Source organism: Magnetovibrio sp. PR-2 (assembly GCF_036689815.1).
In the GTDB taxonomy this organism is placed as follows: domain Bacteria; phylum Pseudomonadota; class Alphaproteobacteria; order Rhodospirillales; family Magnetovibrionaceae; genus Magnetovibrio.
Genome location: NZ_JBAHUR010000006.1, coordinates 72658 through 98645, shown reverse-complemented (window position 1 = coordinate 98645; position 25988 = coordinate 72658). Strand labels below are relative to the sequence as shown.

The 25988-nt window shown below is 50.7% G+C and carries 22 protein-coding genes; all 22 read right to left on the bottom strand.

Going from position 1 to position 25988, the window contains the following annotated elements; genetic code table 11:
* Complete coding sequence (gene neuC, locus V5T82_RS08920) at positions 1 to 1161, bottom strand: UDP-N-acetylglucosamine 2-epimerase (protein WP_332895274.1); 1161 nt, start codon at positions 1159 to 1161, stop codon at positions 1 to 3.
* Positions 1158 to 2180: an N-acetylneuraminate synthase family protein gene (locus V5T82_RS08915; RefSeq protein ID WP_332895273.1), complete on the bottom strand. Its 1023-nt coding sequence runs from the start codon at positions 2178 to 2180 to the stop codon at positions 1158 to 1160. Before V5T82_RS08915 ends, neuC begins: the two co-directional genes overlap by 4 nt.
* Before the next feature lie 2 nt (positions 2181 to 2182).
* Positions 2183 to 3904 (bottom strand): ABC transporter ATP-binding protein, encoded by a 1722-nt coding sequence (locus tag V5T82_RS08910; RefSeq protein WP_332895461.1) that lies wholly within the window; start codon positions 3902 to 3904, stop codon positions 2183 to 2185.
* 158 nt (positions 3905 to 4062) lie between these two features.
* Positions 4063 to 5460 (bottom strand): aldehyde dehydrogenase family protein, encoded by a 1398-nt coding sequence (locus tag V5T82_RS08905; protein ID WP_332895272.1) that lies wholly within the window; start codon positions 5458 to 5460, stop codon positions 4063 to 4065.
* Positions 5457 to 6020: a thiamine pyrophosphate-dependent enzyme gene (locus tag V5T82_RS08900; protein WP_332895271.1), complete on the bottom strand. Its 564-nt coding sequence runs from the start codon at positions 6018 to 6020 to the stop codon at positions 5457 to 5459. Before V5T82_RS08900 ends, V5T82_RS08905 begins: the two co-directional genes overlap by 4 nt.
* A 28-nt stretch (positions 6021 to 6048) precedes the next feature.
* Complete coding sequence (gene comD, locus V5T82_RS08895; protein ID WP_332895270.1) at positions 6049 to 6570, bottom strand: sulfopyruvate decarboxylase subunit alpha; 522 nt, start codon at positions 6568 to 6570, stop codon at positions 6049 to 6051.
* Positions 6567 to 7889: a cysteate synthase gene (locus V5T82_RS08890; RefSeq protein ID WP_332895269.1), complete on the bottom strand. Its 1323-nt coding sequence runs from the start codon at positions 7887 to 7889 to the stop codon at positions 6567 to 6569. Before V5T82_RS08890 ends, comD begins: the two co-directional genes overlap by 4 nt.
* A gap of 44 nt (positions 7890 to 7933) precedes the next feature.
* Complete coding sequence (locus V5T82_RS08885) at positions 7934 to 10351, bottom strand: GNAT family N-acetyltransferase (protein WP_332895268.1); 2418 nt, start codon at positions 10349 to 10351, stop codon at positions 7934 to 7936.
* Between the two features lie 46 nt (positions 10352 to 10397).
* The gene (locus V5T82_RS08880) at positions 10398 to 11645 is read right to left on the bottom strand and encodes an N-acetyl sugar amidotransferase (protein ID WP_332895267.1); all 1248 of its coding nucleotides are present in this window, start codon (positions 11643 to 11645) and stop codon (positions 10398 to 10400) included.
* The gene (gene hisF, locus V5T82_RS08875) at positions 11642 to 12517 is read right to left on the bottom strand and encodes an imidazole glycerol phosphate synthase subunit HisF (protein ID WP_332895266.1); all 876 of its coding nucleotides are present in this window, start codon (positions 12515 to 12517) and stop codon (positions 11642 to 11644) included. Before hisF ends, V5T82_RS08880 begins: the two co-directional genes overlap by 4 nt.
* Complete coding sequence (gene hisH / locus V5T82_RS08870; RefSeq protein WP_332895265.1) at positions 12510 to 13178, bottom strand: imidazole glycerol phosphate synthase subunit HisH; 669 nt, start codon at positions 13176 to 13178, stop codon at positions 12510 to 12512. The genes hisF and hisH overlap by 8 nt, the downstream gene beginning before the upstream one ends.
* A gap of 15 nt (positions 13179 to 13193) precedes the next feature.
* The gene (locus tag V5T82_RS08865) at positions 13194 to 14315 is read right to left on the bottom strand and encodes an N-acetyl sugar amidotransferase (RefSeq protein WP_332895264.1); all 1122 of its coding nucleotides are present in this window, start codon (positions 14313 to 14315) and stop codon (positions 13194 to 13196) included.
* Between the two features lie 53 nt (positions 14316 to 14368).
* The gene (locus V5T82_RS08860) at positions 14369 to 15847 is read right to left on the bottom strand and encodes a hypothetical protein (RefSeq protein ID WP_332895263.1); all 1479 of its coding nucleotides are present in this window, start codon (positions 15845 to 15847) and stop codon (positions 14369 to 14371) included.
* 173 nt (positions 15848 to 16020) lie between these two features.
* Positions 16021 to 17136: a polysialyltransferase family glycosyltransferase gene (locus V5T82_RS08855; RefSeq protein WP_332895262.1), complete on the bottom strand. Its 1116-nt coding sequence runs from the start codon at positions 17134 to 17136 to the stop codon at positions 16021 to 16023.
* Between the two features lies 1 nt (position 17137).
* Complete coding sequence (locus V5T82_RS08850; RefSeq protein WP_332895261.1) at positions 17138 to 18106, bottom strand: Gfo/Idh/MocA family protein; 969 nt, start codon at positions 18104 to 18106, stop codon at positions 17138 to 17140.
* On the bottom strand, positions 18096 to 18797 hold the full coding sequence (locus tag V5T82_RS08845) for a cytidylyltransferase domain-containing protein (protein ID WP_332895260.1): 702 nt from the start codon (positions 18795 to 18797) through the stop codon (positions 18096 to 18098). Before V5T82_RS08845 ends, V5T82_RS08850 begins: the two co-directional genes overlap by 11 nt.
* 38 nt (positions 18798 to 18835) lie before the next feature.
* A complete protein-coding gene (gene pseI / locus V5T82_RS08840) occupies positions 18836 to 19885 on the bottom strand; it encodes a pseudaminic acid synthase (RefSeq protein ID WP_332895259.1) in 1050 nt (349 codons plus the stop codon).
* On the bottom strand, positions 19882 to 21165 hold the full coding sequence (locus tag V5T82_RS08835) for a DegT/DnrJ/EryC1/StrS family aminotransferase (RefSeq protein WP_332895258.1): 1284 nt from the start codon (positions 21163 to 21165) through the stop codon (positions 19882 to 19884). The genes pseI and V5T82_RS08835 overlap by 4 nt, the downstream gene beginning before the upstream one ends.
* A 2-nt stretch (positions 21166 to 21167) precedes the next feature.
* Entirely contained in the window at positions 21168 to 23219 is a 2052-nt protein-coding gene (locus V5T82_RS08830; protein WP_332895257.1) for an aminotransferase class III-fold pyridoxal phosphate-dependent enzyme, read from the bottom strand.
* Positions 23212 to 24186, bottom strand: coding sequence for a Gfo/Idh/MocA family protein (locus V5T82_RS08825; RefSeq protein WP_332895256.1), 975 nt, complete (start codon positions 24184 to 24186; stop codon positions 23212 to 23214). Before V5T82_RS08825 ends, V5T82_RS08830 begins: the two co-directional genes overlap by 8 nt.
* Complete coding sequence (locus tag V5T82_RS08820) at positions 24183 to 25208, bottom strand: methionyl-tRNA formyltransferase (RefSeq protein WP_332895255.1); 1026 nt, start codon at positions 25206 to 25208, stop codon at positions 24183 to 24185. Before V5T82_RS08820 ends, V5T82_RS08825 begins: the two co-directional genes overlap by 4 nt.
* Complete coding sequence (locus V5T82_RS08815; RefSeq protein ID WP_332895254.1) at positions 25205 to 25984, bottom strand: SAM-dependent methyltransferase; 780 nt, start codon at positions 25982 to 25984, stop codon at positions 25205 to 25207. The genes V5T82_RS08820 and V5T82_RS08815 overlap by 4 nt, the downstream gene beginning before the upstream one ends.
* Positions 25985 to 25988: the final 4 nt, after the last annotated feature.

The following is a 25988-nucleotide window of genomic DNA, read 5'->3' as shown; positions in this document are numbered from 1 at the left end:
TTAGTAAAGAATGGTTTTATCCAAAGGCGGGATGGGCTTTTCAAGAACGGCTGCAATTCGGCCGCCCGAATCTCCGCTGCCATAAACGGAATCTGAACGATAGCGGCCGTGTGCAATTTGCTGCGTGGCTGCTGCAACGATGGCTTCGCTGTCGTATCCCGAATCCATAACGTTGTGCCCGCGCTCCCGGCTGTGTTGGCGCGTGCCGATATTGACGACAGGAACACCTAAAAACGCGCCTTCACGCAAACCACTTGACGTGTTGCCGATAAGACACTTGGCGTTAAAGAGCAATCGGGCATAGTGACCTAAGCCCAAACCACCAACGACACACAATGGCGGTGCATCGCTCTTGTTGCCCAAAGCCTCCACCACGTCCCGCGATTCCACTCCGCCAACATCGTCGTTGGGCAACACCCAAACCGTTGGCAGGTTCAATCGAAAAACCGCATCGGCGGTTTGTTCAAACTGAGATCGCGCTTCATCGCATTCCGTCACCACCGAGTGTTGCGACACGACGAGGTAATCTTGCGATAGGTTGATGGACATGGCTCCCGCGCGGCTGTTCAAATGTGCCTGTAGAGTGTCGATGCTACCTAAGTCCATCTGCTGAATTTGGTCGAGGCTTGGTGTACCGACCACATGGATATGCTCTTCGGCCTCGCCCAATCGTTCGATCCGTTCTCCCGCTTGTTTGGTCGCGGGGAAATGGATGTGGGACAGTTTGGTGATGGCATGGCGGATGCGCTCGTCGATCGAGCCCGACACCTCTCCGCCTTCAAGGTGGGCAATGCAGATGTTCATGCACATGGCCGCCTGAGCAATCGATAGGGATTCGTATCTGTCGGCAATGATCATCACGACATCGGGCTGAAGCTCTTCAAAAATCTTTGCCGCCTTAGAAGTGCACAGCCCGGCGGCGGATGCTGTTTCATACATGCTGCCGCCTTTTGCAGGGTAGTCCAGCTTATGATCAATGGGGAAACCGTCGTTCTCGATGGTTTCCAAGAACGGGCCGTAGCCAGCGTCGAGCAGCGCGCCCCCAACAACAACCTGTAATGTGACCGCGTCGCTATCACGCAAAGCCGTCAGGGTGGTCTTCATTTTGGCATAGTTGCCCCGGGTCGTGAGAGGCACGCAAATTTTGCGGCGCGCCGTCATTGCAAATCCTCAAACGAAATAAGGGCATCCGCGCGCAAAGGCCTGGCCAGTTTTTTCCCCACAACCTCATCAATGCGATTGGGAGAAATGCCATCGCCGGGACGTTTGGCATCAATGTCCTCGTGCGTTAGGACATGACCCACAGGCAAGTCCGTTGCAGCGACAAGAGATTTTAACGCCCATTCAAGAGCCGGCTGTTCACACGGCGCCATCTCTTTGCGCCCATGTCCGATCATCGTTTCCACTCGCCGGATGTCTTCGATCAAAGGACGCAAAGTGTCCGGATCTGCGGAGACTTTCCAATCTTGAGCATTGGGAATATCGCGCAAGATGGTGATGTGTTTTTCAATCATCGTGGCACCACGTGCAACGGCCATCAACACGGCCAAGCCATCTTCAGTATGATCGGAATACCCAACGGGTCCAGAAAAGAACGTCTTCATATCATCCATGGCAGCAAGATTGACGTCGCTGGGCGGTGTCGGATAGCTGGTGATGCAGTGCAAGAGAGCTAGCTTGTCATTACCTGCAGCTTCACAAGCTGCCATCGCATTTTGAACATCGGACGTGCTCGACATACCCGTCGAGATAATCATCGGTTTTCCCAGCTCGGCAAGACGTTTTACAAAGCTCGAGTTGTTGCGCTCGCCTGAGCCGATTTTGATCGCCGGGACGTCAAGTTCTTCCAACCACGGAATGCGCGTTTCGTCGTGCGCCGTCGCCAAAAAGATCAAGCCTTGGTTTTCGCAGCTTTGTTTCAGCTCCGCAGCTTGTTCAAGGGTCAGGTTTCGCGGACGCAGACGGTCTTGCCAATCTTTGGAGCGATTGGAAATCAGGGCCTCGACATCGAACAGTTGGATTTTAAAAGCATCCGCACCGCTGGACACTGCAAGATCAAGAAGTTGGCGCGCCATATCCATGTCACCAAAGTGCGCGACACCGGCCTCTGCAATAAAAAACGATGGCTCACCTGTGCCAACGGTCTTGTTTTCAATTTGGAAACTTGGCTTAAAGAACATGCTCAATTCTCTTTTTCATCATTGTGAGAGGATTTACCCTCCCCACCATCGCTCTGTTCAGGAGCGTTGTTCAATTGTTGGAAGTGAGTATTCGTTTGCAAGAGGTCTGTGAACGTACCCTGTCCAACAATGCTCCCTTTGTCGCCCATCACGATGATCTGATCGACATTGCGCAATGTCGAAAGCCTGTGGGCAACCGCAATGATGGTGAGCTCGCCATACAGATTTTCAATCGCTTTGAGAACTTTCGTTTCGGAAATGTTGTCCAGCGCGCTGGTCGCTTCGTCCAATACAAGAATCTCAGGTTTCTTATACAAAGCACGTGCGATCGAAATGCGTTGGCGCTGTCCACCCGACAGGTTTGCGCCCCTGTCACCAAGTTTCGTATTTAATCCATCTGGAAGTTGTTCCACCAAATGTGTGAGGTTCGCTTTTTCGATACACCATTCGACTTGCGCAATATCAATCTCTTCTTTTGGGCGCCCGTAGGCAATGTTGGACAATAAGGTGGCATCCGAAATAAAGGGCTCTTGCGTGACATAGCCGATTTTTTTATGCCATGTGTGAACGTCACAATCGGAAAGGGACTTACCATCAATTAGAATGTCGCCATCCGTCGGCCTTAACAGGCCAACCAACAAAGCCACAAGGGTGCTTTTCCCTGAACCCGACACACCGACAAGACCGTAAGATTTCCCTTTGGAAATGGTCAGTTGAATTTGATTTAGAGCAACTTCAGATGTGCCTTCGTATTTGAACCCGACGTGTTCACAGTCCAAGACACTCCATTTGTTTATCGGCTTTTTGCCTGCCTGGCTTTGTGTAAAATCTTCTCTTGATGCTTCGCGCAGGCTTTCCCGGAAATCATGTATTCCGTCCAACCAAGGCACAAAACTCCATAAGGCAATAATGCGCGAGCTAGCTTGGTTGATTGCCGGTACGATGCGCGATGCAATCAAAACCAACAAGGTGACGTTGGCTGCAAGATCGGCTGGCGGTATATCAGAGAGGCCCAAAATCGTTGCGATGATTACCAGACCGGCCTGGCCAACCGTCTGAATGGTCAAGTTGGGGATTTGGTGCAATAGGGATGATTTGTGATGTCCCATGCAAAAATTGACAAACGATGAATTGAACAGCTTCAGGAAATAAGCACTGCTGTTTGAGAATTTGACCTCGCGGATGCCCGAAATCATCTGATATGTGACCAGCATCTTTGTGCTTTGAGATTCCTTTTTATAACGCGCGATGTAGTTCAACTTTCTGCGGATAGACATCAATGATAGAACTGCGATGCCGCCAATCACCAAACCGCCGATCAATCCCGTCAGTGGTGTCACGAACAAAACCGTTCCAATGGCGATCACCGTTAAGATAGTGCTGTCGAGCAACAGCAACGATTGATGAACAAAAGACCGCCCCCAGTCGGTGATGTCGTTTTGGAACAGACGTGTGATCAAAGCTGAGTTGTGCTTCAAAAACCATGAGTATGGTGCGGAAATGCACTCCGTCATCATGTCGTTCGCCAGTCTGTTTTGACATCTGGCGCTGTACATATTGATCATGTAGTGATTGACGAATTTGATTACGGCTGCACAACAGAGCATGATGACCGAAACCGAGGCAAAAAAGATCAATGCCTCGCGTTCGTCATTTACATCGAAGATGTTTGTGATCTTATTCAAATACTCATTTGACGTAATCGATGCAGGATCCACGATCATACCGATCACAGGCATAACCGAACCCAAGGCGAGCATTTCAAACGAAGACGTCATAAACGAAAACAGGGAAATGAGACCCGCAAGATACAGTTCACGTCGGGTCAACAACGCAAACCCGCGCCGAATGCTTTTAAAATGGTTGATTTGATCAGTCATATTTATAAGACGACGGTTTTAATCTTGGTCATCGAACGCACCGCGTACTTCACGCCCTCACGGCCGAGACCGCTGTCTTTTGTGCCACCGAATGGAAGGTGCTCAGCCCGGAATCCCGGTGCCTTATTGACCATCACCGCACCAGTTTCAAGGGTCTTGGCAGCCCTCATAATTTTTTCCATATCGTTGCTGAAGATCCCGGCCTGAAGCCCGTATTGCGTGCCGTTCGCGACCGCAATGGCACCTTCGAAATCTGCAACGCGGATGATTGGTGCGACGGGACCAAAGACTTCGTGCTGCACCAGTTCATTGGTGGAAGATACATAATCCAAAATCGTCGGTTCGATAACGGCACCGTCGCGTTTGCCGCCAAGCTTCAGCTCTGCGCCATCGCGTATGCCTGCCTGGATAGCCTGCTCAACCTTTTCAGCGGCGCTTTCATTGATCAAGGGGCCGATGTCCGTCGACGGGTCCAGTGGGTGGCCGATCTTCAGCTTGGAAGCGGATTCGACAAACTGTTTGACGAATTCATCCGCAATTTCACCTTGGACAATGATGCGCTTAATCGATGTACAGCGCTGACCGTTGTTGCCAAATGCACCATCGATGGCGATGGGGATGACTTTGCGAAGATCCGCATCCTGGAGCACAATCAAAGGATCGTTGCCTCCAAGTTCCATACACTTTTCAATCATGCCCGATTGAGCACAAATCGTCTTGCCCACTTCGATACTTCCCGTGAAGGTGATTTTGGCGATGCCTTTATGGCTGATCAGTTTTGGTCCCAGCACCAACGGATCACCGGTTAAAACCTGGAACATCTGCGGCGGCAATCCACATTCCAGGAGAAGCTCACCAAGTCGCAATGCTGTCAGAGGTGTGTGATTTGAGGGCTTTAAAATCACCGGGTTATTCGCAGCCAAAGCCGGGCCGACTTTGTGCGCCACGAGATTTAGTGGATAGTTGAACGGTGTGATGGCGACAACCGTGCCAATCGGTTCATGGACGGTGAACGCGAGCGTGTCCGGAGCCCCTTCGACAGCGGCAACCGGCACAACTTCACCTGTGATGCGTTTGGCTTCTTCTGCAGAGACCCGAAAGGTCGTGATCGAACGGCTCAGTTCGATTTGCGCGTCGCGAATGGTCTTCCCGGACTCTTTGCAGATCAGTTCCGCGATTTCATCACGCAGTTCGTCCAGGCGTTCAGCTAGCTTACTGAGAACGGTGTAGCGCTCCCAAGGAGTCAGGGCATAATCGTATGTACCCGCGTATTCAAAGGCTTTATCGACATCCGCAGGACCAGCCTTTGGCACATCGCCAATGACTTCCCCGTCGAACGGACAGGTGATATCGTCTTTGTCCTGGGTGGACACCCAGTCGCCGGCCAAAAGCATTTTCATGATGACAGAACCTTGGTCATGCGCTGCTTCACTTGCACTCCGTTCATGGGAATGATCTGAATATTGTCCATCAAGCCGATTTCAGCTTTGGCAACAATCACCGAAGCACCGTCGGTGTTCAGTTCCTCCTGGATCGTAGTTGCGATATCCGTCGCGTCATCCATACGTCGGACGTTTTGAATTCCACAGCCCTTTGCAACTTTATCAAGCTGTAACTCACCCGCCGTAAACGTCGGTTGGAAGCCCGTCGATCCATTGGCGTGGTTGTCAATGATCACTACACAGAGATTAGACGGGGCGTTGTGCGCAATGGTCGCCAAACCACCCATGTTCATGGAACACGCGCCGTCTCCGTCAATCACCACGACCTTTTTATTCGGCTTGGACATAGCAATCCCCAAGCCAATCGACGATGCCAACCCCATGGAGCCAAGCATATAAAAATTCTCTTCTCGATCACGAAGTCCGTACAATTCCTGAGACGGATGGCCGATGTTGCAAACGACAATCTCATCCGTCATTGCGTTGACGATCGCTTCGAGAATTTGATAGCGGATCATTGCAAATTCCTCACTTTAAATGAAAGCATCATTTACCTTCCCAGTAGCTGAACGGGAACAAGAACGCTGCCGATTGCTCTTCGGCGTAGCCCTTTTGTGCCGTCTCTTTCACCTGTTCTAAATCTGCAGGTGATGCGACTTGAACAAACGGAATCGAAGACGCTTCGAGCAAGCCGTGGACCGCATTGCCCATCATCGTTTGGGCCTCAACGGGTTCGCCTTCGCTGCCACGGTGGCTCATGAAAAACATGACGGGGACCTTGTAGTAGTGAAGCAAAGACATAATGGCGTTGATGGAATTTCCTAAGCCTGAATTCTGCATCAAAATCGCAGGTTTCTTTCCAGAAAAATAAGCTCCGGCCAAAATGCCTACCCCCTCTTCCTCCCGCGTAACCGGGGTGTACGTGATGCTGTCATCGCCGGCAACGTGTTCCATTAAGTCGCCAAGCAACTTACATGGAACGCTGACAACAAAATCAATCCCAAGGTCCTTTATGGTTTGATGCAGTTGCTTACTAGGGGTCATTGTTTCCACCATTTCTTTTATCAACGGATATCACCTTCAATCACGTTCATCGCCTCATCGACTTGGTCCGGATTGACGCGGATTGAAGGTTGGATGTGGTGAGCATTGCCATCAATACTCTGAATTGCTCGTCCGCCACCTGTGATGTGCAGCAGTATGTCATCATTGGGCTGAACGGCTTCGGAGACAATCGCTTTGATCAACGCTGCCGTCGCAACGGCGCCGGCTGGGCCGATATCAATCCCTTCAAGGGCATTGAAAATACGAGACGCCTGATACAGCTCTTCATTACTGATGCCCCATGCCGTCCCATCCGTCGCTTTGAGCATGTCATGAATGCCACCCGCAAAACTATAGGGCGGGTTTCTGTTGGTCAGCACCGAGGCCGTCACCGCCGCAATTCTTGTGCGGGCGGTTTCATCATCACAGTCCAACAGCGTATCACTGCCCGCATTTACGGCATCCACGATTGGAGTGAACGGCTCGTTTTGCGCCAGATGTATTGTGGTAATCGTGTCGCCAAACCGCCCATCTTTTCTCAACAGCTCTGACGCTTCCCATGCACCGAGCGCACCGGAAGCGCTGCCGACCGCTTGGAAATAGTGCTTAAACAATCGCGATGTGCCTTCAACGGGGTTGGCGACTGCGTTCAACATCACTGTCCCCATACCCGAACGCCGGGCGACGTTTCTGACGCCGCCATCTTGGATCAGGTTCAAACGTTTGCTTAACGCTCCGGCCAATTCAATGGCATCGGAATAGTCTCCATTAACGCAAATCAGTTTCGGCGATGTTTGGAACGGAAGGATGAGATTATCCAACCCACGTTCCGGGACGACCAATACGATGGGGATTTGAAGATGGTGACTAAGGAGAGCAAAGCTGTTCGCCGTGTTGCCAGCTGATGCGATGATCATCGGCGGCAGAGTCTTTTTCTGAGACGTATCAATATAACGCAAAACGCTCGCTTGTGATTCGAACTCCTTAAAGGAACGTGTCACCAAGTTGGCCCCACGTTGCGGCCAATACCCGCTGAAGGAAATGTGTAGATGGTTGAGCCCCAGATAATCCGCCAGTGCATAACTTTTATACGTCAGCGGAGCGCCGAGGCTCACACCTGTACTGGACAAGTTTGCATCTCCGATGGGCAACCAGTTTCTAAATTTCAAGATGCCCGGCAAATTCAGATCAACCCGCAGATGTGTATCGTCATAAACCGGACGCAACAAAGCCGGTCCGTGTTTATGATTGAGTTCATTATCACAAAACAGGCGATAAGAATCCGTGTCGTCATAAACCGCTTTGCAGTCCGGGTGCTGGCATTGAAGACGGTATTGCGTCATGGGATTTGCTTCACATCTCGAATAGATATAGTCGAACGGTGGGCTTAGGCACTGCTGTCGGCAGTCATCATTTTTTGTTGAACCATCATCGCCAGATCGCCAACAAAAAAGACATCAATCATATCGCTAGGCGATATCTCGATTTCAAATTCTTCTTCAAGACAATTCCAGATCATCACCGTGCCCAGTGAATCCCACTGTTCAATATCGGTAATGGCGGTTTGTACGGAGAAATCATCGATCGAAATGATAAACGCGTTCTCGATAACCGCTTTGAGGCGCCCAAGGAATTCGTCTTCGAAAGGTGGAAAGTGTCTCGCCGTTTTCGACAGGCCATTTTCTTTGATATCGAAGTACTCGTCAGCCAAGATACCGACCATGAACTGATCGCGCCACTGACCGCGCAAAAAGTGATGACGACGTAGCGTGCCTTCGGGCACGAAACCAAGGCGCATCAAAGACGGCAAGGAAGCTGGGTTCGCCCCGGAGCCCCACAAGCGCGTAAGGTGCAGTTCTTCAAACGCGTACTTCATCACCAACTGCAGCGCGTCATGCGCATAAGGCTTATCTTGAAAATCGCGATAGATCAGCCGCCCGAAATCACCAATTCTGGCGACCCAATCAACGCGCAACGAAATCGAACCTACATGCTGATCTGTGTGTCGGTCACAAATGGAAAACGCCATTTGGTCCGGAGTCTTCACGCCCTGCCAGTACTCTTCGAGCTCAAACTCGCTCATCGGGAAGCGACCGGCATAGGTGTACTTCTGCAATTGCGGATCCATAATGGAGTTAAAATACAGATCGCTAGTTGTGTCGGTTTTCATTATCGGGCGCAGATAAATGTTGTCGTTCCAGATAAACGCTCTCGGTTTGCCTTCCAACGACGCGGGCGGAACGTCTTTGATCACCGATACACGTCCTGCTGTATACTGTTTTTTGAAGTGCGCGCGCGATTTCTTGAAATCTTTCTGCTGGAACGTTTCCGTGTTGAGCAGGATACGCGTCGGCACCTTATAGCGCACCAACTTATCTGAAATCTGCTTGCGGATTTCCGACTCATTGAAGCCGCCATCCTGATGAAGCCAGACGTAAGATATGACATCTTCACCCAGCAAGGCATTCGGCACACCAAAGACGACGGCATCTAAGATCTGAGGAAATTCAACCAGGGCTTCCTCGACTTCCTTCGGCGAGACCTTGTTGCCCCCGCGAATGATCAGGTCCGAGCTGCGCCCTTCGATGAACAAATACCCGTCTTCATCCAAGAAACCGATGTCACCGGTCAAAATGCCGGCTTCAGAGATATTCTTTCCACCGGTTTCATCACCCACGTATCCATGCATCAGCAGCGGACCTTTGACGGAAATACTTCCAGTCTCTCCAGCAGGCAAAGCTTGGCCTTGCTCGTCAAGGATGGTGACTTGTGCCACATCGACGGGTTTTCCAACCGAACCGATTTTATCAGCGCGTTCATCTGGATGATTGAAACACACGCCGCAACTGGTTTCGCTGAGTCCGTAGCCTTGGGCAACGCGATGTCCGAACCGCGCTTCGAATTCCCGGATCATCGACGGCTTATGGGGTGCGGATGCGCTGCCGATATACTTCAATACCTTGCCATGAGATTTGTCGTCCGCTTGCGGCGCCATCGCCAACAAGGCGTTGATGATGGTCGGCACGACCTGAACAAAACCAATATCGTTGGCATCGATCCAGTCCCAGAAGTTCTCTTTTTGGAACTCCGGCGCCACAACGATGGACGCGCCTTGTGAGAACGGGATCAGCAAATTCCGATAGAGCGCTGATACGTGATAGACGGGCAATACGCAGAGGTGATTACAATCGCCGGATAAGTCGTAAGCGCGCTGCATCGAAAACAGTTCCGACAACAGGTTTGCGTGAGTGATTTGACACCCCTTCGGAGTCCCCGTCGAGCCGGAGGAAAAAATTATATAGGCAATGTCATCCAGAGTAGCACTCGATTGCGGAACGCTATTTTCAGAGCGCCCAGCCTCCGAAGAACAAATTTCGTCGACCGCAATGAACTGCAGCTGTGAAGCATAACCTACACTGTCGCCTTGTTCCGCGCCGACACAGAAGCGCGCATGGCAGATGCCTAAGATCACTTGGAGCTCTTGTTGCGACAATTGAGGGTTGACCAAAACCGGAACACACGAAATACGAATTAACGCCATAAACACAACAAAGAAGTCCGGAGAATTCGGGATGGTCATCAGGACCGTTTCGCGTTCGTTGAGCCCCAAAGCCAAAAGCGCATTGGCGCATTCATCAACACGAATTTTCATGTCGCCATAAGAAACCCAGCCTTCGTTCTCAATGGTGCGCATCAGAGGACGGTTAGAAAAAGCATTAGTTGATGCTTCAAAAAACCTCGCTACATTTTTGTGGCCGTTTACGTAGTCTTCGACTTTACCGGTTTCATCGCTTGGTTTCGTCATGACTGTCTCGCATTCATGTTTGCAATGGCTAAACTATTGAGTGGCATTATAGATGTCCCCGTGACATCAAGCGATATTGAATGTCGTCATACTTCGGGCGTTTTGACGGTGTGATGACAAATTCACAGTCATCGGTTTTGTCCAGCGCGACTTCATTGCCTCGTGGATCGCTATCTTGATGAGTTACGCACTCTTTCTTAACCCAATCGCCTTGATCATTTTGGGTCCAGACCGCATTGGACCGAACGGCCTCGATACAGGCGTCAAATTCCTCGAAAGGCATGCCGAGCCAATCCAGGAAAAGTGTTTTGTCTGTGGGTTGGATATCCTGATAACGCTTCACAAGCTCGAGGCCTTCAGCCCGCGTCAGTCGTTTGAGCCGAATTTCGCGCACTGCATGATCGACGACTTTACTGTAACCCCATTTCACATGCTTAATGTGGTCGTGCAAACCGGAGTAGTGATGGCAGTTCACATCATTATAGGTGTCGAACGTTCTCAGCTGCGCAGCCGTTTCATAATCGAACAGTTCGATCATGTCTTCATGCTGCTGCTTTGAATCCCAACGGATGTAGTTGCTCAAGTAAATGCCCCGAACACCCACTGCCGAGAGCTCACTATTGTGCGGGTACAAAAACGGCTGCAAGTCGGATTCGGTCAGTTGTTGCGTCTTGCCAACTAGGTCTTCGGCCTCAAAACCCATCAAGTCATGTTCTGCTCGATATTTGCGGGTCATCTCAACTTCGTCTAAGTGCGAATACATCCCCACTTGATCGCAGCCCTGGTGCACGCCCCAAACAATGAGCGGGATTTTCATCTGTGTCGCGACCTGCACAGGGAAAGCAGTTTGTCCGGCAATGGCATGCCAATGGAAGCTGCCCATTTGATGGAGCGTTTCACGAACGACGCGTTTGACCATTTCCGGTGAGGCTGTCGATTCCAAATAATCGCAATCGAATTTCGTGCGCAGGTACGCCAGATTGCGAATGCCCAACTCGGTATTGTACTGGCGGTTATAACTCACGAGCAAGGGCCGCATGCCGAACAAATTTTTCACTGTATGCACGATGAAGTATGAATCCCGAGCGCCCGAAACCGGAACAATGCAGTCATAGTTTCGTCCGTCATTGCAACGGTATTCATCAAAGATCCGCGCTAAAAGTTGACGACGTTCTTGCCAGTCGAGACTGTCTTTTTCCTCATGTACGCGACACCCGCTGCAAACCCCTTCGTCATCGAACATAATGGTAAGCGGATGATTTTCCGGATAGAGGCAACGGCGACAGTACTTCATATGACCTCCTTAACGATTTTCTGAAAGACCATTTCAGCCAACACCGCATCATCCAATCTGACAATGCGACCGCGGCGGTCTTCCAATGCATGGGATTCATATTCCGTCAAGCTATCGAAACGAACATCGATGCCATGCTGGATTAAGTATCTCTTGGTGACTGCAACGCAATGTTCGCTGTGATTGAAGTAATTGCCCGCAGCAGCAGCCGATACATAGTCGCTGTCCAAGATCTTCCTAAAATGATCTGGATGACCGGCGCCACCAGCAACAATCAGTGGGATTTTCACAACGTCCGCAATCGGCGCAACCAAGTCCATATCAAAACCGGAAAGTGTGCCGTCTTTATCCACCGAATGAATTAAGATCTCGCCAACGCCAGATTGCTCAAGCTCGCGGGCCCAATCCTGTGGCGTGATATCAGAACAATCGCGCTGCGTGTGACGATAGATCCGACCGCTGCCGTCTTCGGTCTTTTGAACATCGATGACGGCAACAATGCATTGGCGTCCGTACACGTAGGACAGTCGGCCAACCTCACCCAAATGATCGAATGCCATGGAGTTGATGGCAATTTTATCCGCACCTGCGCTCAAGCTTTCGCGCACGTCTTTTGCCGTTGTGATTCCGCCGCCGGCGGTCACGGGAACAAAGCAGTTTTGCGAAACCTCTTGCACCACATTCGGTGAGATCACTCGTCCCTCTTTCGCCGCGTCAATATCCAGCAATATGATCTCATCGATACCCCAGTCGTCCAGATAACGGGCAATGATTTCCGGGCGTCCGATGGGTAGGTAGCGTTGAAATCCAAAGCTTTGAACCGCCACCTTCCCCTTCACGAGGATCATGCCAATGATGCGTTTTTTAGTCATCGCTGTTCGGCTTCTCTAATGTCTCAGCACAGTAATTGGTAAACCCCCGCAGAAGCCGCAACCCGTTCTTTTGACTTTTTTCCGGGTGGAATTGCGTTGCGAAAATGTTGCCGCTTTGAATGGCCGCCGTCATCGGGGTGCCGTAATCGCACGTCGCGATCACCACACTGGGTTCGCAAACCATGTGATAGGAGTGATCGAAATAAAACGAAGGCTCGTCCGCCAGCCTTTCAAACAAAACGTTGTCCGTGGCGTTAAGGGTTGCCCACCCGACATGAGGCGTGCGCATATTTGTGACTTCGCGAATAGCCGTGACCTCGGCATCGATCCACCCCAACCCTTCACTCGCGCCTTTCTCGGTCGAGCTTTTGGCCAGAAGTTGAAGACCTAAGCAAATGCCCAACATCGGCTTTTTGCGATCCAGGATATGCTCTTCCATGTTGGCGATCATTTTAGATTCTTGCAGATGGTGCATGGCCTCTTTAAACGCACCGACACCCGGCAAAATATATGCATTCGCCTGTTCAAAGTCCTGAGGTGCGGTTATGCGCGTACTTTGCACACCCAAAAACTTCAGGGCATTTTCAACAGAGCCTATGTTGCTCATGCCATAGTCAATGATGCCTACGATGAGTTGATCTGAAGAGTTTTCCATCGTCATGTCTACTACTAAGTGTTACCGCAAAGGATACTTGAGCACCCAGTCGTTACCCTTGCGTTCCCATAGATCGTGGTTACGGTACTTTTCAGCGACTTCCCAGAAATCCTCTTGGGAGATTTCAAGATAGTCGCAGAATTGCTCAATATACTTGGTCGAACACCTGCCATCATATTTCCGGGCCAGCTCGATCCCCTCTTCGCGGTCAATCTGTTTGGAGCGGACCAGCGAGGTGATTTGTTCGGATGCACGCCCGAAGCCCAACTTGATGTATTTCAGATGCTGGTTCACCGGCACAAAGTCAGAATCAAGCGCATCAAACGGATTGATTTGCCCAATGTTTTCCGGTCGCGCATCAAAGCCGGTTCTCGGCTCCAGGCCATGCTCGATGGCGACCCGACCGTTTACCGTGTCATTAAAATCAGGAATGTAATAACCAAGATAAATCATACGGAGGTTCGCACGTTCGATTTGACCGTTGGTCGGGAACGTATACCAGTACAGCTCCTGCTCGGTAAAACCTGCTTTGAGATACATCGAGATATCACCATTTTGTAGCGTATTGGTGCTTTTTGTTTGGTTTGCATTGCCATCCAACGAACCGCCTGAACTGCCCCAGGATAGTGCCGGATTTTCCCCATATAAGATGAGCGGTATCGAAAAGAAGCTCGCAATCTTGGGGGCCGAAACATAAATCGCCAATTCGTTCGCTTTGCTCAAGTTTCCGTACTTGAAAAAACAAAAGCGCATCAGCTTTTTCCACGTCTGCGGCGCGGGGCTAACGGTGTAAGTATCGCATCCTAGACTGGTGAGGTTGGCCAGATTGTTGGCTCCCCGTTCGGTGAATTGTTCGGGCGGGCACGCCAAACTCACTAATAAGGGTTTAAGTCCAAATTCCTCACGGGCAATAATAACCTGTCTATGGCTATCTTTGCCGCCACTGACAGGAATAATACAATCGTATCCTGACGAATTGTGGCATTTACCCCAATCGGCAATTTCTTCCATTTCCCGGCGTCTTTGGTCCCAATCGATCGAGGGCATGTTTTCTTGATAGCGGCACGGAAAACAAACACCTTCATCATCGAACTGACAGTCGGGCCGTGTGTCCGGCTCTAGGCATTTCTTACAATATCTCATTATTAATCAGTCACTATTCTGCGATTGTGTCCAGGAATGACGAATAATCGGTGCTATCCAACTTGCGACATCTTATAGGGATGGAAGTATGGGCTATCGCTGACATACCAGTTGCGGATCAGTTGCATTTCTTTAATCAAGGTCTCTTTGCCTTCAGAAAGGAAGGTGGGAAGTGTCTTGTAAATGATGTCCTTATGTATGTCTTCAACCATCTGGATTTCTTTATCTTCATCCGAAACGCAATAAAACATCCCAGCAAACATCGAGGCATTTTGGGCGGCCTGATCCCTGTCTATTTCTGTCCACCAATGCGTTTTGAGGGCACCCAGATAGTCTTCCCGTGAACTTGGCCACTTCGCAAAACCGCCATGATGGTACCATCCCCGATCAGCAACCATAACAGGCTTCCGGCAAACTGCGGCTTCGATAGCTATGGTGCCGTGATACGTGACAAATGCATCTATACTGTCGATCATCGTCCGGCCGTTCCATTTCGTATTCGCCAGCCGTATGTTTGGGGCTGAAGTTCCATCGAGAACATCTTCCAATGTGACGCCCCCGTACCAAGCGTCACAAGGGTGGCTTTTAAACAACCATTGGATTTCCGGCGTATCCACAGCTACTCGATACGTTTCTAGGATCCAGTCATAAAAATCTGTGAAATGCGACATACCAACAGTGTGTGGGAAATCGAACCAATTTGATGCGTATATGCCAACAATTGGTTTATCTTCAGACCACCCAAAGTGCTTACATATAGCAGCTTTATCGATCAATTCGTCGCGCTTGTTATATGAAAGCTGTGCGCCATAATCATTTGTTTTACCACCCAGGCGGTCTTTTATGTATTGAGCGCCAAGCTGGAGAAGCTGGGTTTGCTTTTCGTTTGAGAGCTTATGGATATCATCGATGGAAATGGTATCGTAGAAATCATAGATATCTTTCGGATCTCTGATCTTACTAAAACGCAGCACACCATAGTCACCATTGTGTTGAATGACTTGTATACCCATTTGACATGCCAGAACGGCCAACGATGCAGCAAAGAAATTTGCGCTATGACTTAATATCACAAGAGAAGGCTTGTGCTCGACCAACAAGCGATGGTTTCGCTCAAACGTAGATATAGCCTCAGCAACGTAATCAACAAGCATTGGGTCGTCTAAATCTACAGTCTCCTTTTTTTGACGAGCAAGCACGCCATCGTACAATGTCACATCCGCAGGCAAATCATAGGGAAGTTTGACACTCAAGAAATCTTCTTGAGATTTGATCCCGGCGAGTATTTCAGCTGCTTCGGTAACATGCCGCCTTTTAGGGGAGCCAACATTTCGTTCTACTGTTCGAATACCTAAGTTTTTAAGGCTTTTGATCGAAGAATTAATATTCCACGGACCAACAATTCCAACTTCCTTGGATTTGTGAAGTCCCAACGCTCCACGCAGCAATGAGAAACGGTACCAGAAGTTCGGGTTATCCCAAGTGGCGTCCACCAAGACAGTTCCAAATAGCGCAGGTGCATCAAAATCCAATCGCAAAGCGGCCAGTTTTTCCTCTGTTTCTCTACGGAGCCGCTGTAGATTACGGCCATCCTTAGAGAGTCTGTGGACAGTATTTCTATAGACGTTATACGCCGCCTTCAGGCCTTGGAGGATACAAGCGGTGATGTTGTTTAGCTTACAATGTGTCATTATTTGCGTTTAGGCTAATTTTCAATCGATACTTCGTTGGCGGATTGACCACCTACCAGAATATCTGTCAAGCAATCTGCAAAAGTATTGCAGCTCCCGTTGATGAGCAATTGCAACTGTCCCAAATCCCCGCCACTTTTTGGTGATTTAACAAACGATTGAAGATCTTGTTCAATCGTTTGGCGTGAATACAGCTTCTCAATTGCCGGGTTTTCGTCGATGGATGAATTCACCACGACTTTACGGTCCGGCTGAAGAGCGGCAGTGGGAATCGCAGCTAAACTCGCCTCCATCAACACACTCGAGCCGATACCAAGCACAACATCGGCAATCGAATAGAGTTTCATGGGAGAAGCTGTTTCAATGCTGATCTCCAGTCTTGAGTGGATTGGAAAAGCATTTATAAAATTTTGCCAAACATCAACATCTTCATGAGGATGAGGTTTTATAAAAAGCCTCAGATTTTCATCTTGCACAGCATTTATTACATGTGTTGCCACGTCGAATTCATCGAATCCAGGTTGCGCACTGATGGGCAACCCGAGGTTCACAGGCTCTGAAAAAAAGACCACGATCGGCGGCTTGTTTTTCTTAAAACCCTTCCGTAAGGATTTCAAAGATGCTGCTGTCTTCTCCAGATGCGGCTGACCAACGACGTGTGCTTTAGCGTCTTTGAGGTCAAGGTCCTTAAAGGAGGCTAGAGTGGCATCATTGTTGAGACACAAGACTTCAGGATAATATTGCCCCTTATCGACGTTGTGCAAAAAACGCAGCTCCAAATTCATTGAAGCATCAACTCCAGCAACCGTTTTCACCCCCATCTTGCGGCCTATATCCCATGTGTCACGGTCGATATCAGAACCATACTCAGAACTCTCAGACATGCTTGTGCCAGTGAGCAGCAAATTGGGCTGAAGAGAAACAATTAACGACTGTAGATCATCCTTACCCACCACATCCGAATGAAGGGGCATCCCGCCATCAGCCCAGATAGCCGCCCCAGGGCCACGAGCAATCAACGTGAGCTTTTCACCGCGTTGCTGCATCTCCTCAATAACGGGAAGTAGCATATTGGCACCGCCGGGATCATGACAAATCGCCACGACATTGTGTTCGTGCGAAGCAGCCATGTTAAGCATCCCCCCCGCCATCCGACATGAAGCGGATCATTTCGCAAAGTTGAATCACCTTAGCGCCGTCCTCTCCGGTGCAATTCAAGTGAGCCCCGCTTTCAAGATGATTAAAAACGTTGTCGATCGCATTATAAAAGGAAGCTGTATTTTCGGTTTCTTGGAATGCGCCACGTGACAGATGGCGTTCCCCCGGAAACAACGGATCATCATCAACCAAACGCAGGCGCACAGTCTGTCCAGCGTCTTCGATAGCAATCGCGCCTTTCTCACAGTAAATCGTCAGTTCGTGAAAAAAGTAAGGGTTCGTTGCCAAGCCACCGATATACGCCATTGCCCCTTGCGATGTTTTCAACACGAAACCGAATGTATCGTCGTCCTCAAAACCCGGCTTCATATCCGTAACGGCTACCAGTTCGAGCGAGCCCAACAAAAACTCAAGCAGGTTGATGATGTGGCTTCCGTTTTGATAGAGGCCTTTGCAATATCCACCGTGGATGGATTGCACATTTCCCCAAACGCCACTGGCAAGGTCGTCGCGCAACTTGATCAGGGTCGGGTCCCAACATCTGTGATAGTTCACAGCTAAGGAAATCCCCTTGTCGCCATACAAGGCCAAGATGGCCTGAGCTTGAACCAAGCCGCCGGTAAACGGCTTTTCGCAGATCACGGCTTTAGGATGCAGTTCGACACCTTGGCGTAAGGCTTCCTCGTGAAACGCCTTGGGCGTCGCAATGCTGATGACATCGGCTTCGATACCGTCGGCTATGGCATCTTCGAGTGAAGCATATCCGGCAAGTAGGTTCCACTTCTCGCAACATGCCGATACGTTTTGTGCGTTCGGATCGACACAAGCTACCAAATCCATATTCGGATGCTGAGTATAAGCCGCTGCGTGCGAATACTCATCGTGACCCGCGCCAATAACACCGCACCCGACCAAAACAGCCTTGTATGTCTTAGAAGACATTGCGTTCGACTTTTTCAACCAGCTGCAGAAAATCCGGACGGCTTTTCAAAAGTGACAAAATTTCACCAAGTCCGAACTCAGGATTTTGAGGGTAAAGCGTTTCAAAGATGAGCTTGATCAGTTCGAAATCATCCGCCGTATCCAACGTGATGTGGATGTCTGGGGCCGTAAGCTCCGCACTGCCTTCGACATTCATCAGGCGATAGATATCAGGGTTTTCCCATATGAACGTCGTCACATGCTCGTGGTGGTACGGGTCGTCGGTGCGTCTTGCGGCATCTTCCAAAACCTTCGTGCCAAACACCTCGACTTCCATGCCGATGGGGTAAGTGTAAGGCCGAAAGTTGCAGACATGATCAACGTCGTTGACCTTCCAGGCTTGTATGGCCTGTTCGATCAGTTCCGGATCGATCAGCGGGCAATCGCCCAAGGTCTCGACGATCACGTCGACTTGATGATGCTGAGCTGCGCCCAACACCCGTAGCATGACGTCATCCTCGCTTCCGCGATAGTATTTGATGCCCAGGCGTTCGGCCAGCTCAACTGCAGGGTTATCATCCTCGTTTGATGTGGTGGCCAAGATGATGTCGTCTAGAGACGGAACCCGTTTCAGGCGCTCAACCATCAGCTCCAAAACCGGCTTGTCCAAGATCGGCTTCAACACCTTCCCGGGCAAACGGGACGAAGTCATGCGCGCCTCAATCGTGGCGCAAATACGCTCGCCAGACACTAGTTCAAAAGCTCCCACGTCAATGGCGTTCCGTACGCAATGTCCGCTTTTACGGTTTTGCCCAGCACCTCTGGAAAATACTTCGGCGCGAGCCCCAAGCTTGGGCGAATGGAACGGACATTCTCAGGCGTGAGCATTTCACCCGCAGCGATGTCTTTGACGGCATAGAGCGAACGGCGGAAAATCAGGTTAGCTTCTTCCGAAGATTTCAGACCGTAATCCACTTGGCCCAAAGCCTCAAACGCGGCGGCGCAGCCAGATGTGATGTCTTGCAGCTCATTGGGCTCCAACGAAAAAGCTGCGTCCGGACCGCCGTCGTCACGCGACAACGTCAGATGCTTTTCAATCATAGTCGCGCCCAGGGCGACGGCAGCAATCGGAACGGCAGAACCAGGTGTGTGATCGGACAGGCCGACTTGAACATCAAACCGGTTTTTCATATCGACAATGGTGTTCAAGTTGCAATCGCTGATGGGGGTCGGATAGCCGCTGGTACAATGTAGCAAAACCAGTTCTTCACACCCGGCGTCACGCGCCGTTTGAACCGCAAGCTCAATTTCATCGGTATTGGCCATACCGGTTGAGATGATCATCGGCTTGGATGTCTTGGCGCATTTTTCAATAAGGGGCAGATCGACGATCTCGAAAGACGCAATTTTGTAGGCCGGGCAAGACAGGTCTTCAAGAAAATCAACGGCCGAGTGATCGAACGGAGAGCTGAATGTTGTGATGCCTAACTCGTTGGCTTTTTCGAACAAGGCCGCATGCCAATCCCAAGGCGTATGCGCCTCCTCGTATAGGTCGTACAAAGACCGGTTATCCCACAATCCACCTTTGATCAGAAATTCTGGTCCATCGTGATTGATGGTGATCGTGTCTGCGGTATAGGTCTGCAACTTAATGGCATCTGCACCGGCTTCTTTCGCTGCTTCCATAATTTTGAACGCATATTCGATATCACCGCGGTGATTTCCCGACATTTCGGCAATGATATAAGGCCGTTGGTCCGGCCCGATTTCACGCCCATCAATGGTCACGTTTTTAATCATGAGGACGTCTCATCCATCCCTTGCAGTTCATGGCGCTGGCTGTGAACTTTGTGAACGGCTTCGATAATCTGCGCCTTCTGTGTATCGGAATAAGCATAAGCACAAATCTCAAACGTCACGACCTCTTCGTTTTGCAGTCGTTCTACAACCGGGCATCCGACATCTTCGTAATGGCGATCGGTGATGGAAAACGGATAAGCATCCCGTCCAAAGGCTTTGCGTTCTTGGAACACCGGCAATTTGTACAAAGGTTCAAGATAGCCTTTGGACAAGAACACGCCTTCCGCAGCCAAGGCTTTGACGAAGGTGTCGCGTGAAATCCCCAGCTGTTCTTGATCCACACGCATTGCCCAAACGTAATAGACATGACGGCAACCGTCACGGGTCGGCGGCGTGATCAAGCCGTCCAATCCGGACAGGTTTTGATTGAGGTACTCAGCCAGCTCGACACGCGGGCTGATCAACTGGTCCGCTTTTTTCAGCTGCTCGATGCCGACGGCGGCGCTCAGCTCTGTCATGCGGTAGTTTTGTCCGACAAGGTTCGTCAGGTCTTCAACCTTGGTGTCGCGCACAACGTTTTCACCGTGATTGCGGATCATCTGCAAACGCAAAGCCAAATCATCGTCATCGGTGGTGCAAATCCCGCCTTCACCGGTTTGAATGTGTTTGTGACAGTTGAGACTAAACACGCCCACATGCCCAATAGTGCCCGTGAACTTACCGTATTCGGAAGCGGTCGGTGCCTGAGCGTTATCTTCGATCAGATAAATATTGTGTCGATCGGCAAGGGCCCGCAGCTTTTTCAGCTTTGCAGGCTGACCGAAAAGGTTCACGGCGATGATTGCTTTGGTCTTGTTGGTGATGAGCTGTTCGACGTGTGCCGGATCGATGCAAAAATCGTTTTCGTCAATGTCTGCAAAAACGGGTACGCCCCCGTAATACAACGGGGCCACCACAGTTGCGGACATGGTGTAGGGCGGGACGATTACTTCATCACCGGCGCTAACTCCAATCGCACCCATACAGCTTATCAGTCCGCTAGTGTTGGAGTTGATCGAAACAGCATGTTTACAGCCGAACGTCTCTGCCCACAGCTCTTCGAGCTTTCTGATCTTGGGGCCACCCCAGAACTCGTCGCACCACGATCCGTAAAAACCGGACAGCAGGCCGCTGTCGATGACTTCGCAGACGGCATCACGCTCTTCCTGTCCGACAGACTTGAAGAGCTTGAATTCACCTTCAACAGTTGGCGAACCGCCTAGGAGTGCAAGCTTGCTCATGATTAAGTCGACCTAATGGAAAATACGGGTTCGATAATTTGATTGCCGATCTGTTTGGCGGTGTCGTTGGATTTGATAGACTCCGCGACGTACGACAGGGCATAGTCATAGGCACCAAGGACTTTCGACACATCGTCTTGCGAGAAACTGTAACTCACGTTATTGCTGGCGTTGATCAAAACGCCCGCTTTCAGCATTTCGCGAACGAACAAGGTTTTGATCGCTTCCTTTTTGGTCTCGCCGGCGTCTTTATAAGCCAAGATCGTCCAGGGATCGGCACCGATCAAAGACATGTAGTCTCCCAAGCCGTTGTCTTTGATGGCTTTGCGTACGTGTGCGGCAATGATGCCGCCGACGTTCCAGACGTGCTCAATGACGGGCTGGGTTCTGATCTTGTCGAGCACCGCAAGCGATGCAGCAATCGAAAGCGTTTCCCCACCAAACGTGGACGACAAAAACACGTCTTCCATTTCTTTCATGATGTCCGCAGCACCGACGATGGCGGCAATAGGCATGCCGTTGCCCAGCGCTTTGCCGAACGAAGCCAGATCCGGCGTGACACCGTAGTATTCCTGTGCACCGCCGGCGGCCCAACGAAAACCGGTCACGACTTCATCAAAGACCAGCAACGTGCCGTGTTTGTGAGCCAGTTCCTGCACGGCTTTGAGATACCCCTCGTTCGGGATATTGGCACCGGCGGGCTCGATGATGACGGCTGCAAATTCATCTTTGTGCGTATTGAGCAGTTGTTCCAACGCATCGAGATCGTTGAACGGGAAGCTGTGTGTCAAATCGCAAACCGCATCGGGAATACCTTTGTTGCGGGTGGTGATGCCAACGTACCAGTCTTGCCATCCGTGATAACCGCCGACGGCAATGCGATCACGTCCGGTTTTGGCGCGCGCGATGCGCACTGCTGCCGATGTCGCATCTGTGCCGTTCTTGCCAAACCGAACCGCTTCGGCGCATGGGATCATGTCGATCAGTTCTTCGGCCAGCTGGATTTCCAGTTCGGTCGACAAACTAAAACTGATGCCTTGGCTCAGCTGGTGTTTTACCGCATGGTCCACATCAGGATCGCGGTAGCCCAAAACGATGGGCAACAGACCCGACACCATGTCGATATACTCGTTGCCATCCACATCCCAAACCCGCGCGCCTTGACCGTGGGTCAAAAACATCGGTGCGGCAGACTTCGGGTATTGTTGCCAGGATTTACTGAACGTTTGAGAGCCCAACGGAATAACCTTTTGCGCACGTTCCAACAGTTCGTTGCTGCGGGCATAATCGCGATCCAAGTCCGTCGGGTTTTGAGCGACTGATTTGGCCAAGCCTGCATCACGTTGTTGGGATGCGTTCAGCTCACGAATTTCAGGGTGTTCGCGCACGATGGAAAACACATCCAGAACCGACGGGGTGTCGGTGTTGAGATGCTTGGCAATCTCTTGGAAAAACGCCCAGTCTTCAGGCGTGTCCAGCGTCCAGCGCTCATTGAAAAGATCTGGGATGGGGCAGACCAAATCCTGGACTTTGAATTTATGACGCGAGTTGCGAATGAACGTAGCGACGTGTTCACGGTCAGACGGGCGGGTCGCTTCTTTGTCAGCCGTCATCAGCGCGTCGCGGGTCATCGCTTCGCAATCCAATCCGTCCGGCCACGACGGCGGGTCGTTGTTGGTGGTGAAGTCGGCAGCCGTGGACAGATGCATTGCCAAAACCTGACCGCACACGTGTGGATCGACAAACGGGCAGTCGGATGTGATACGCAGAATGTTGTCTGCGTCTTCACCCTCGGCTGAGATCGCATACCGGCGCAAAACATCGTCTTCAGGGCCGCGATAACAGGTAACATCGTTTTCCGCGCACCAGTTGAAGATGGCGTCATCGGACGGCTGATCCGTTGTGGCGACAGCGACGTTGCTCACACCGACGATTTGCCTTGCAGCTTCAACGCTCCAAGCCAACACGGGGCGCCCTTTCAATTCCAGAAGAACTTTTCCGGGTAGACGCGAAGACCCTAAACGCGCCTGGATAATGACTACATTTTTAACCATCGATCGGTAATCCACTTTGAGTGCGTGACGACAAAATCAAATCGAGAACATGTGCAGCATCGGAATTGGAACACAGCGGCTGCGCCCGACCTTCAATGCAATCGACAAAGGCCTCCATTTCGGAGACATAATCATCATCGAATGTGCCGGGGAAGGTTTCTTCATAAGCACCCTCATGATCAACGCTCAGCGAAGTAAGCTTGCGTTTTATGAGATCCATTTCCAAACGCCCTTTGGTGCCGGACAAAATAGTGGTGCGCAACGACGGCTGTGTGACGTAATCCACATGCACGGTGGTTTGAGCCCCTTGGTCGTGGCGCAAGATCACGTCAGCGATATCTTCCGTCGGCAAATTCAGAATGCCGCTTTGGTGCGTCTCAGCTTTTTTCACGAACGCAGGGCCCAACAGCGCATACATCAAATCGAACTCGTGGATGTTGTCGAACAGCGCCCCGCCGCTTAACGGATTAGCCGCATAGCCTTTGCTGTAATCTTGGTGCGGACGCCAGTTCGGCAAATAACCAGAGCAAATCGCTTGGCCCCACAAAATCTTTCCCAACGATCCGTCTTCGATCAACGCTTGGGCTTTTTGAACGCAAGGGTGATGGCGCAAAAACAGGCCGTGAAAAATCACACGCCCTTTGGCGTCGGCTTTTTTGAACAGTTCGTTCAGACCCGTGTTGGAATGCGCCAGGGGCTTTTCGACGAACGCATGCAGGCCCAAGTCGATGGCATTGCACAAATCTTCGAAGTGATACTCACTCGGCGTGCAAATCAATGCGGCATCGGCAGCACCCAACGCGGCGTTTTTATCGCTTTCATAGCGCCCACTAACTTCAACCAAAAGAGCGCCACGCTCAGCCGACGGGTCGAACCCGATAACGTCATGGCCCAGGTTAATCAAGTTTTTGGCGTGCCGCAATCCAATCGATCCCAAACCCAATACGCAAAAGACCGGAGACGTCATGATTTTACTTTCAGCCCGGTGGGCGTATAGACGGGACGGAAGGACAACGCGGTATCCAACTTTGCTTGAGGTGTGTACAAGCGATCCCCAACTTGCAGGGTCTGGTCTGTTTCAATGGCGTTCAGCGAAATCATCAGATGACCACCTTCGCACACAACCATCATGTCCGATTCATCTACCCGCACGATCAATCCATTGAAGAAAGGATGATCGATATCCACCGAAGCTTCAAAACGGGCGTGATAAATCAAAACTTCACCATCGTTCACAAGTGTTCGGGCGCCTGGGTATGGATGGGAGAAGGCACGCACGAAACGCTCAACCATTTTGCCTTGCCAGCTCCAGTTAATCCAGGCCTGGGTGGGCGTATGCAACCGTGGGAAATACGTGGACTGGCTTTCATCTTGACGAATGAGATTGAGTTCCCCACCGTCGCGCAAAATGGAAAGAAACTGTTCAATCGCCACCGCCTCATGTTTTGCGGCTTCGACCTCATATTCGCGGGGGCATGTTAGATCGTTGGCAAAGGTGTAGCCTTCCTGAAACACAATATCGCCGCCATCGATACCGGTCGTCACCAAGTGGATACAGGCATTGCCGCGGCGTTCATCGGCCAGGATGCGCCAGCTGTACCCGCCGCCGCCACGCCATTTGGGCAAAGGAGCACCATGGCTGTTGAATACGCGTTGCGGAAACAAGTCGAGGAAGTTCTGCCTGAATATAAAGGGGCTTCCGACGGACAAAACCGCATCGCCTGCCCGACCACCCTCGTCTTGATAAAAAGAAAAATCCGAAAGCTTATTTTCCAGTTCGGGAACGATGCCCAAAGCTTGAAGCGAAGCCATGACCTTGTCGCCGTTTGCATCAACGATATCGAGTTGGCGTTCGCTTGCTCCCACGAACACATCCAAGCCACATTCAACTGCAAACTTGGCAGCAACAACCGTCGGGCTGCCAAAGCCAATGATGATAAGCCTTGAAAAGGAGCCTGGCTCGAATGGACGGTATGTGTCTGTCGTCATTTCTTCTGTGCAAGTGCAAAGTGCCAGGGCAAAAAGACCGGTCCGGAAAATTGGCTTCGCGGGTGCAGGTCAGTGCCCATGGTATAGCTGCCCCGACGACCGTTTTCAGGCTTGGGCAGATCCACTTCGGGATAGAAAGGGGTGAAAGATGTTTCGTATCCGTAGCGTTCAAAAATTTTCGCCGTTTTCTCAAACGAGAATATGTTGAAATCGCCATCGGGATCGTCATCTTCAATCCACGGCGTGTCATAACCACGAATGTGGATCAATACATCCAAGGGACCATCATAAAACAGCGAGTTCAAAGCAATCCAGCGCGGACTAAGCTCGCACAACTTTGAAATCGGCTCGTCAATGTCTTTAAAGCAGCACAGGGTGTGCACGCTCATCACACCATCATACTGTCCCTTCATATCACTATCAAGATCGAACCAGTTACTACACTTCAACTCGACACTGTCGATGTTGCGTTCTTTCAAAAGCTGATTGCCAAGTTCGACATCGGATTGGTTGTAATCAATGCCCACAAAGGACATGTCTGGGTTCTGTGCACCAAAGTATGAAAGATAAGCGCCGTAGCCACAGCCCATATCCAACACTTTCTTTCCGGTTTGCAGGCATCCTTGCTCTTTCAAGAAACTTTCAAGCTTTTGCGTGCTGTAAAATGGGTTGTCGAATTGCTTCAAAGCATTGGATGCATTTGTGCGCGTTTCCAGGAAATCCGAGGAAACTGTTTTCGTGAAAGTCTTTGATTGATCTGATGAGGAAGACGTCATGTGT

Coding starts and splice junctions, on each gene's coding strand:
- V5T82_RS08905 (WP_332895272.1), bottom strand. CDS start 5,460: ATGAAAATGCTTTTGGCCGGCGACTGGGTGTCCACCCAGGACAAAGAC.
- V5T82_RS08855 (WP_332895262.1), bottom strand. CDS start 17,136: ATGGCTGCTTCGCACGAACACAATGTCGTGGCGATTTGTCATGATCCC.
- V5T82_RS08890 (WP_332895269.1), bottom strand. CDS start 7,889: ATGACGCAATACCGTCTTCAATGCCAGCACCCGGACTGCAAAGCGGTT.
- V5T82_RS08835 (WP_332895258.1), bottom strand. CDS start 21,165: ATGAGCAAGCTTGCACTCCTAGGCGGTTCGCCAACTGTTGAAGGTGAA.
- neuC (WP_332895274.1), bottom strand. CDS start 1,161: ATGACGGCGCGCCGCAAAATTTGCGTGCCTCTCACGACCCGGGGCAAC.
- V5T82_RS08910 (WP_332895461.1), bottom strand. CDS start 3,904: ATGATCGTGGATCCTGCATCGATTACGTCAAATGAGTATTTGAATAAG.
- V5T82_RS08885 (WP_332895268.1), bottom strand. CDS start 10,351: ATGACGAAACCAAGCGATGAAACCGGTAAAGTCGAAGACTACGTAAAC.
- V5T82_RS08880 (WP_332895267.1), bottom strand. CDS start 11,645: ATGAAGTACTGTCGCCGTTGCCTCTATCCGGAAAATCATCCGCTTACC.
- V5T82_RS08865 (WP_332895264.1), bottom strand. CDS start 14,315: ATGAGATATTGTAAGAAATGCCTAGAGCCGGACACACGGCCCGACTGT.
- V5T82_RS08825 (WP_332895256.1), bottom strand. CDS start 24,186: ATGACGTCTCCGGTCTTTTGCGTATTGGGTTTGGGATCGATTGGATTG.
- V5T82_RS08830 (WP_332895257.1), bottom strand. CDS start 23,219: ATGGTTAAAAATGTAGTCATTATCCAGGCGCGTTTAGGGTCTTCGCGT.
- V5T82_RS08900 (WP_332895271.1), bottom strand. CDS start 6,020: ATGATCCGCTATCAAATTCTCGAAGCGATCGTCAACGCAATGACGGAT.
- pseI (WP_332895259.1), bottom strand. CDS start 19,885: ATGATTAAAAACGTGACCATTGATGGGCGTGAAATCGGGCCGGACCAA.
- V5T82_RS08915 (WP_332895273.1), bottom strand. CDS start 2,180: ATGTTCTTTAAGCCAAGTTTCCAAATTGAAAACAAGACCGTTGGCACA.
- hisF (WP_332895266.1), bottom strand. CDS start 12,517: ATGACTAAAAAACGCATCATTGGCATGATCCTCGTGAAGGGGAAGGTG.
- hisH (WP_332895265.1), bottom strand. CDS start 13,178: ATGACGATGGAAAACTCTTCAGATCAACTCATCGTAGGCATCATTGAC.
- V5T82_RS08850 (WP_332895261.1), bottom strand. CDS start 18,106: ATGTCTTCTAAGACATACAAGGCTGTTTTGGTCGGGTGCGGTGTTATT.
- V5T82_RS08815 (WP_332895254.1), bottom strand. CDS start 25,984: ATGACGTCTTCCTCATCAGATCAATCAAAGACTTTCACGAAAACAGTT.
- V5T82_RS08820 (WP_332895255.1), bottom strand. CDS start 25,208: ATGACGACAGACACATACCGTCCATTCGAGCCAGGCTCCTTTTCAAGG.
- V5T82_RS08845 (WP_332895260.1), bottom strand. CDS start 18,797: ATGACTTCGTCCCGTTTGCCCGGGAAGGTGTTGAAGCCGATCTTGGAC.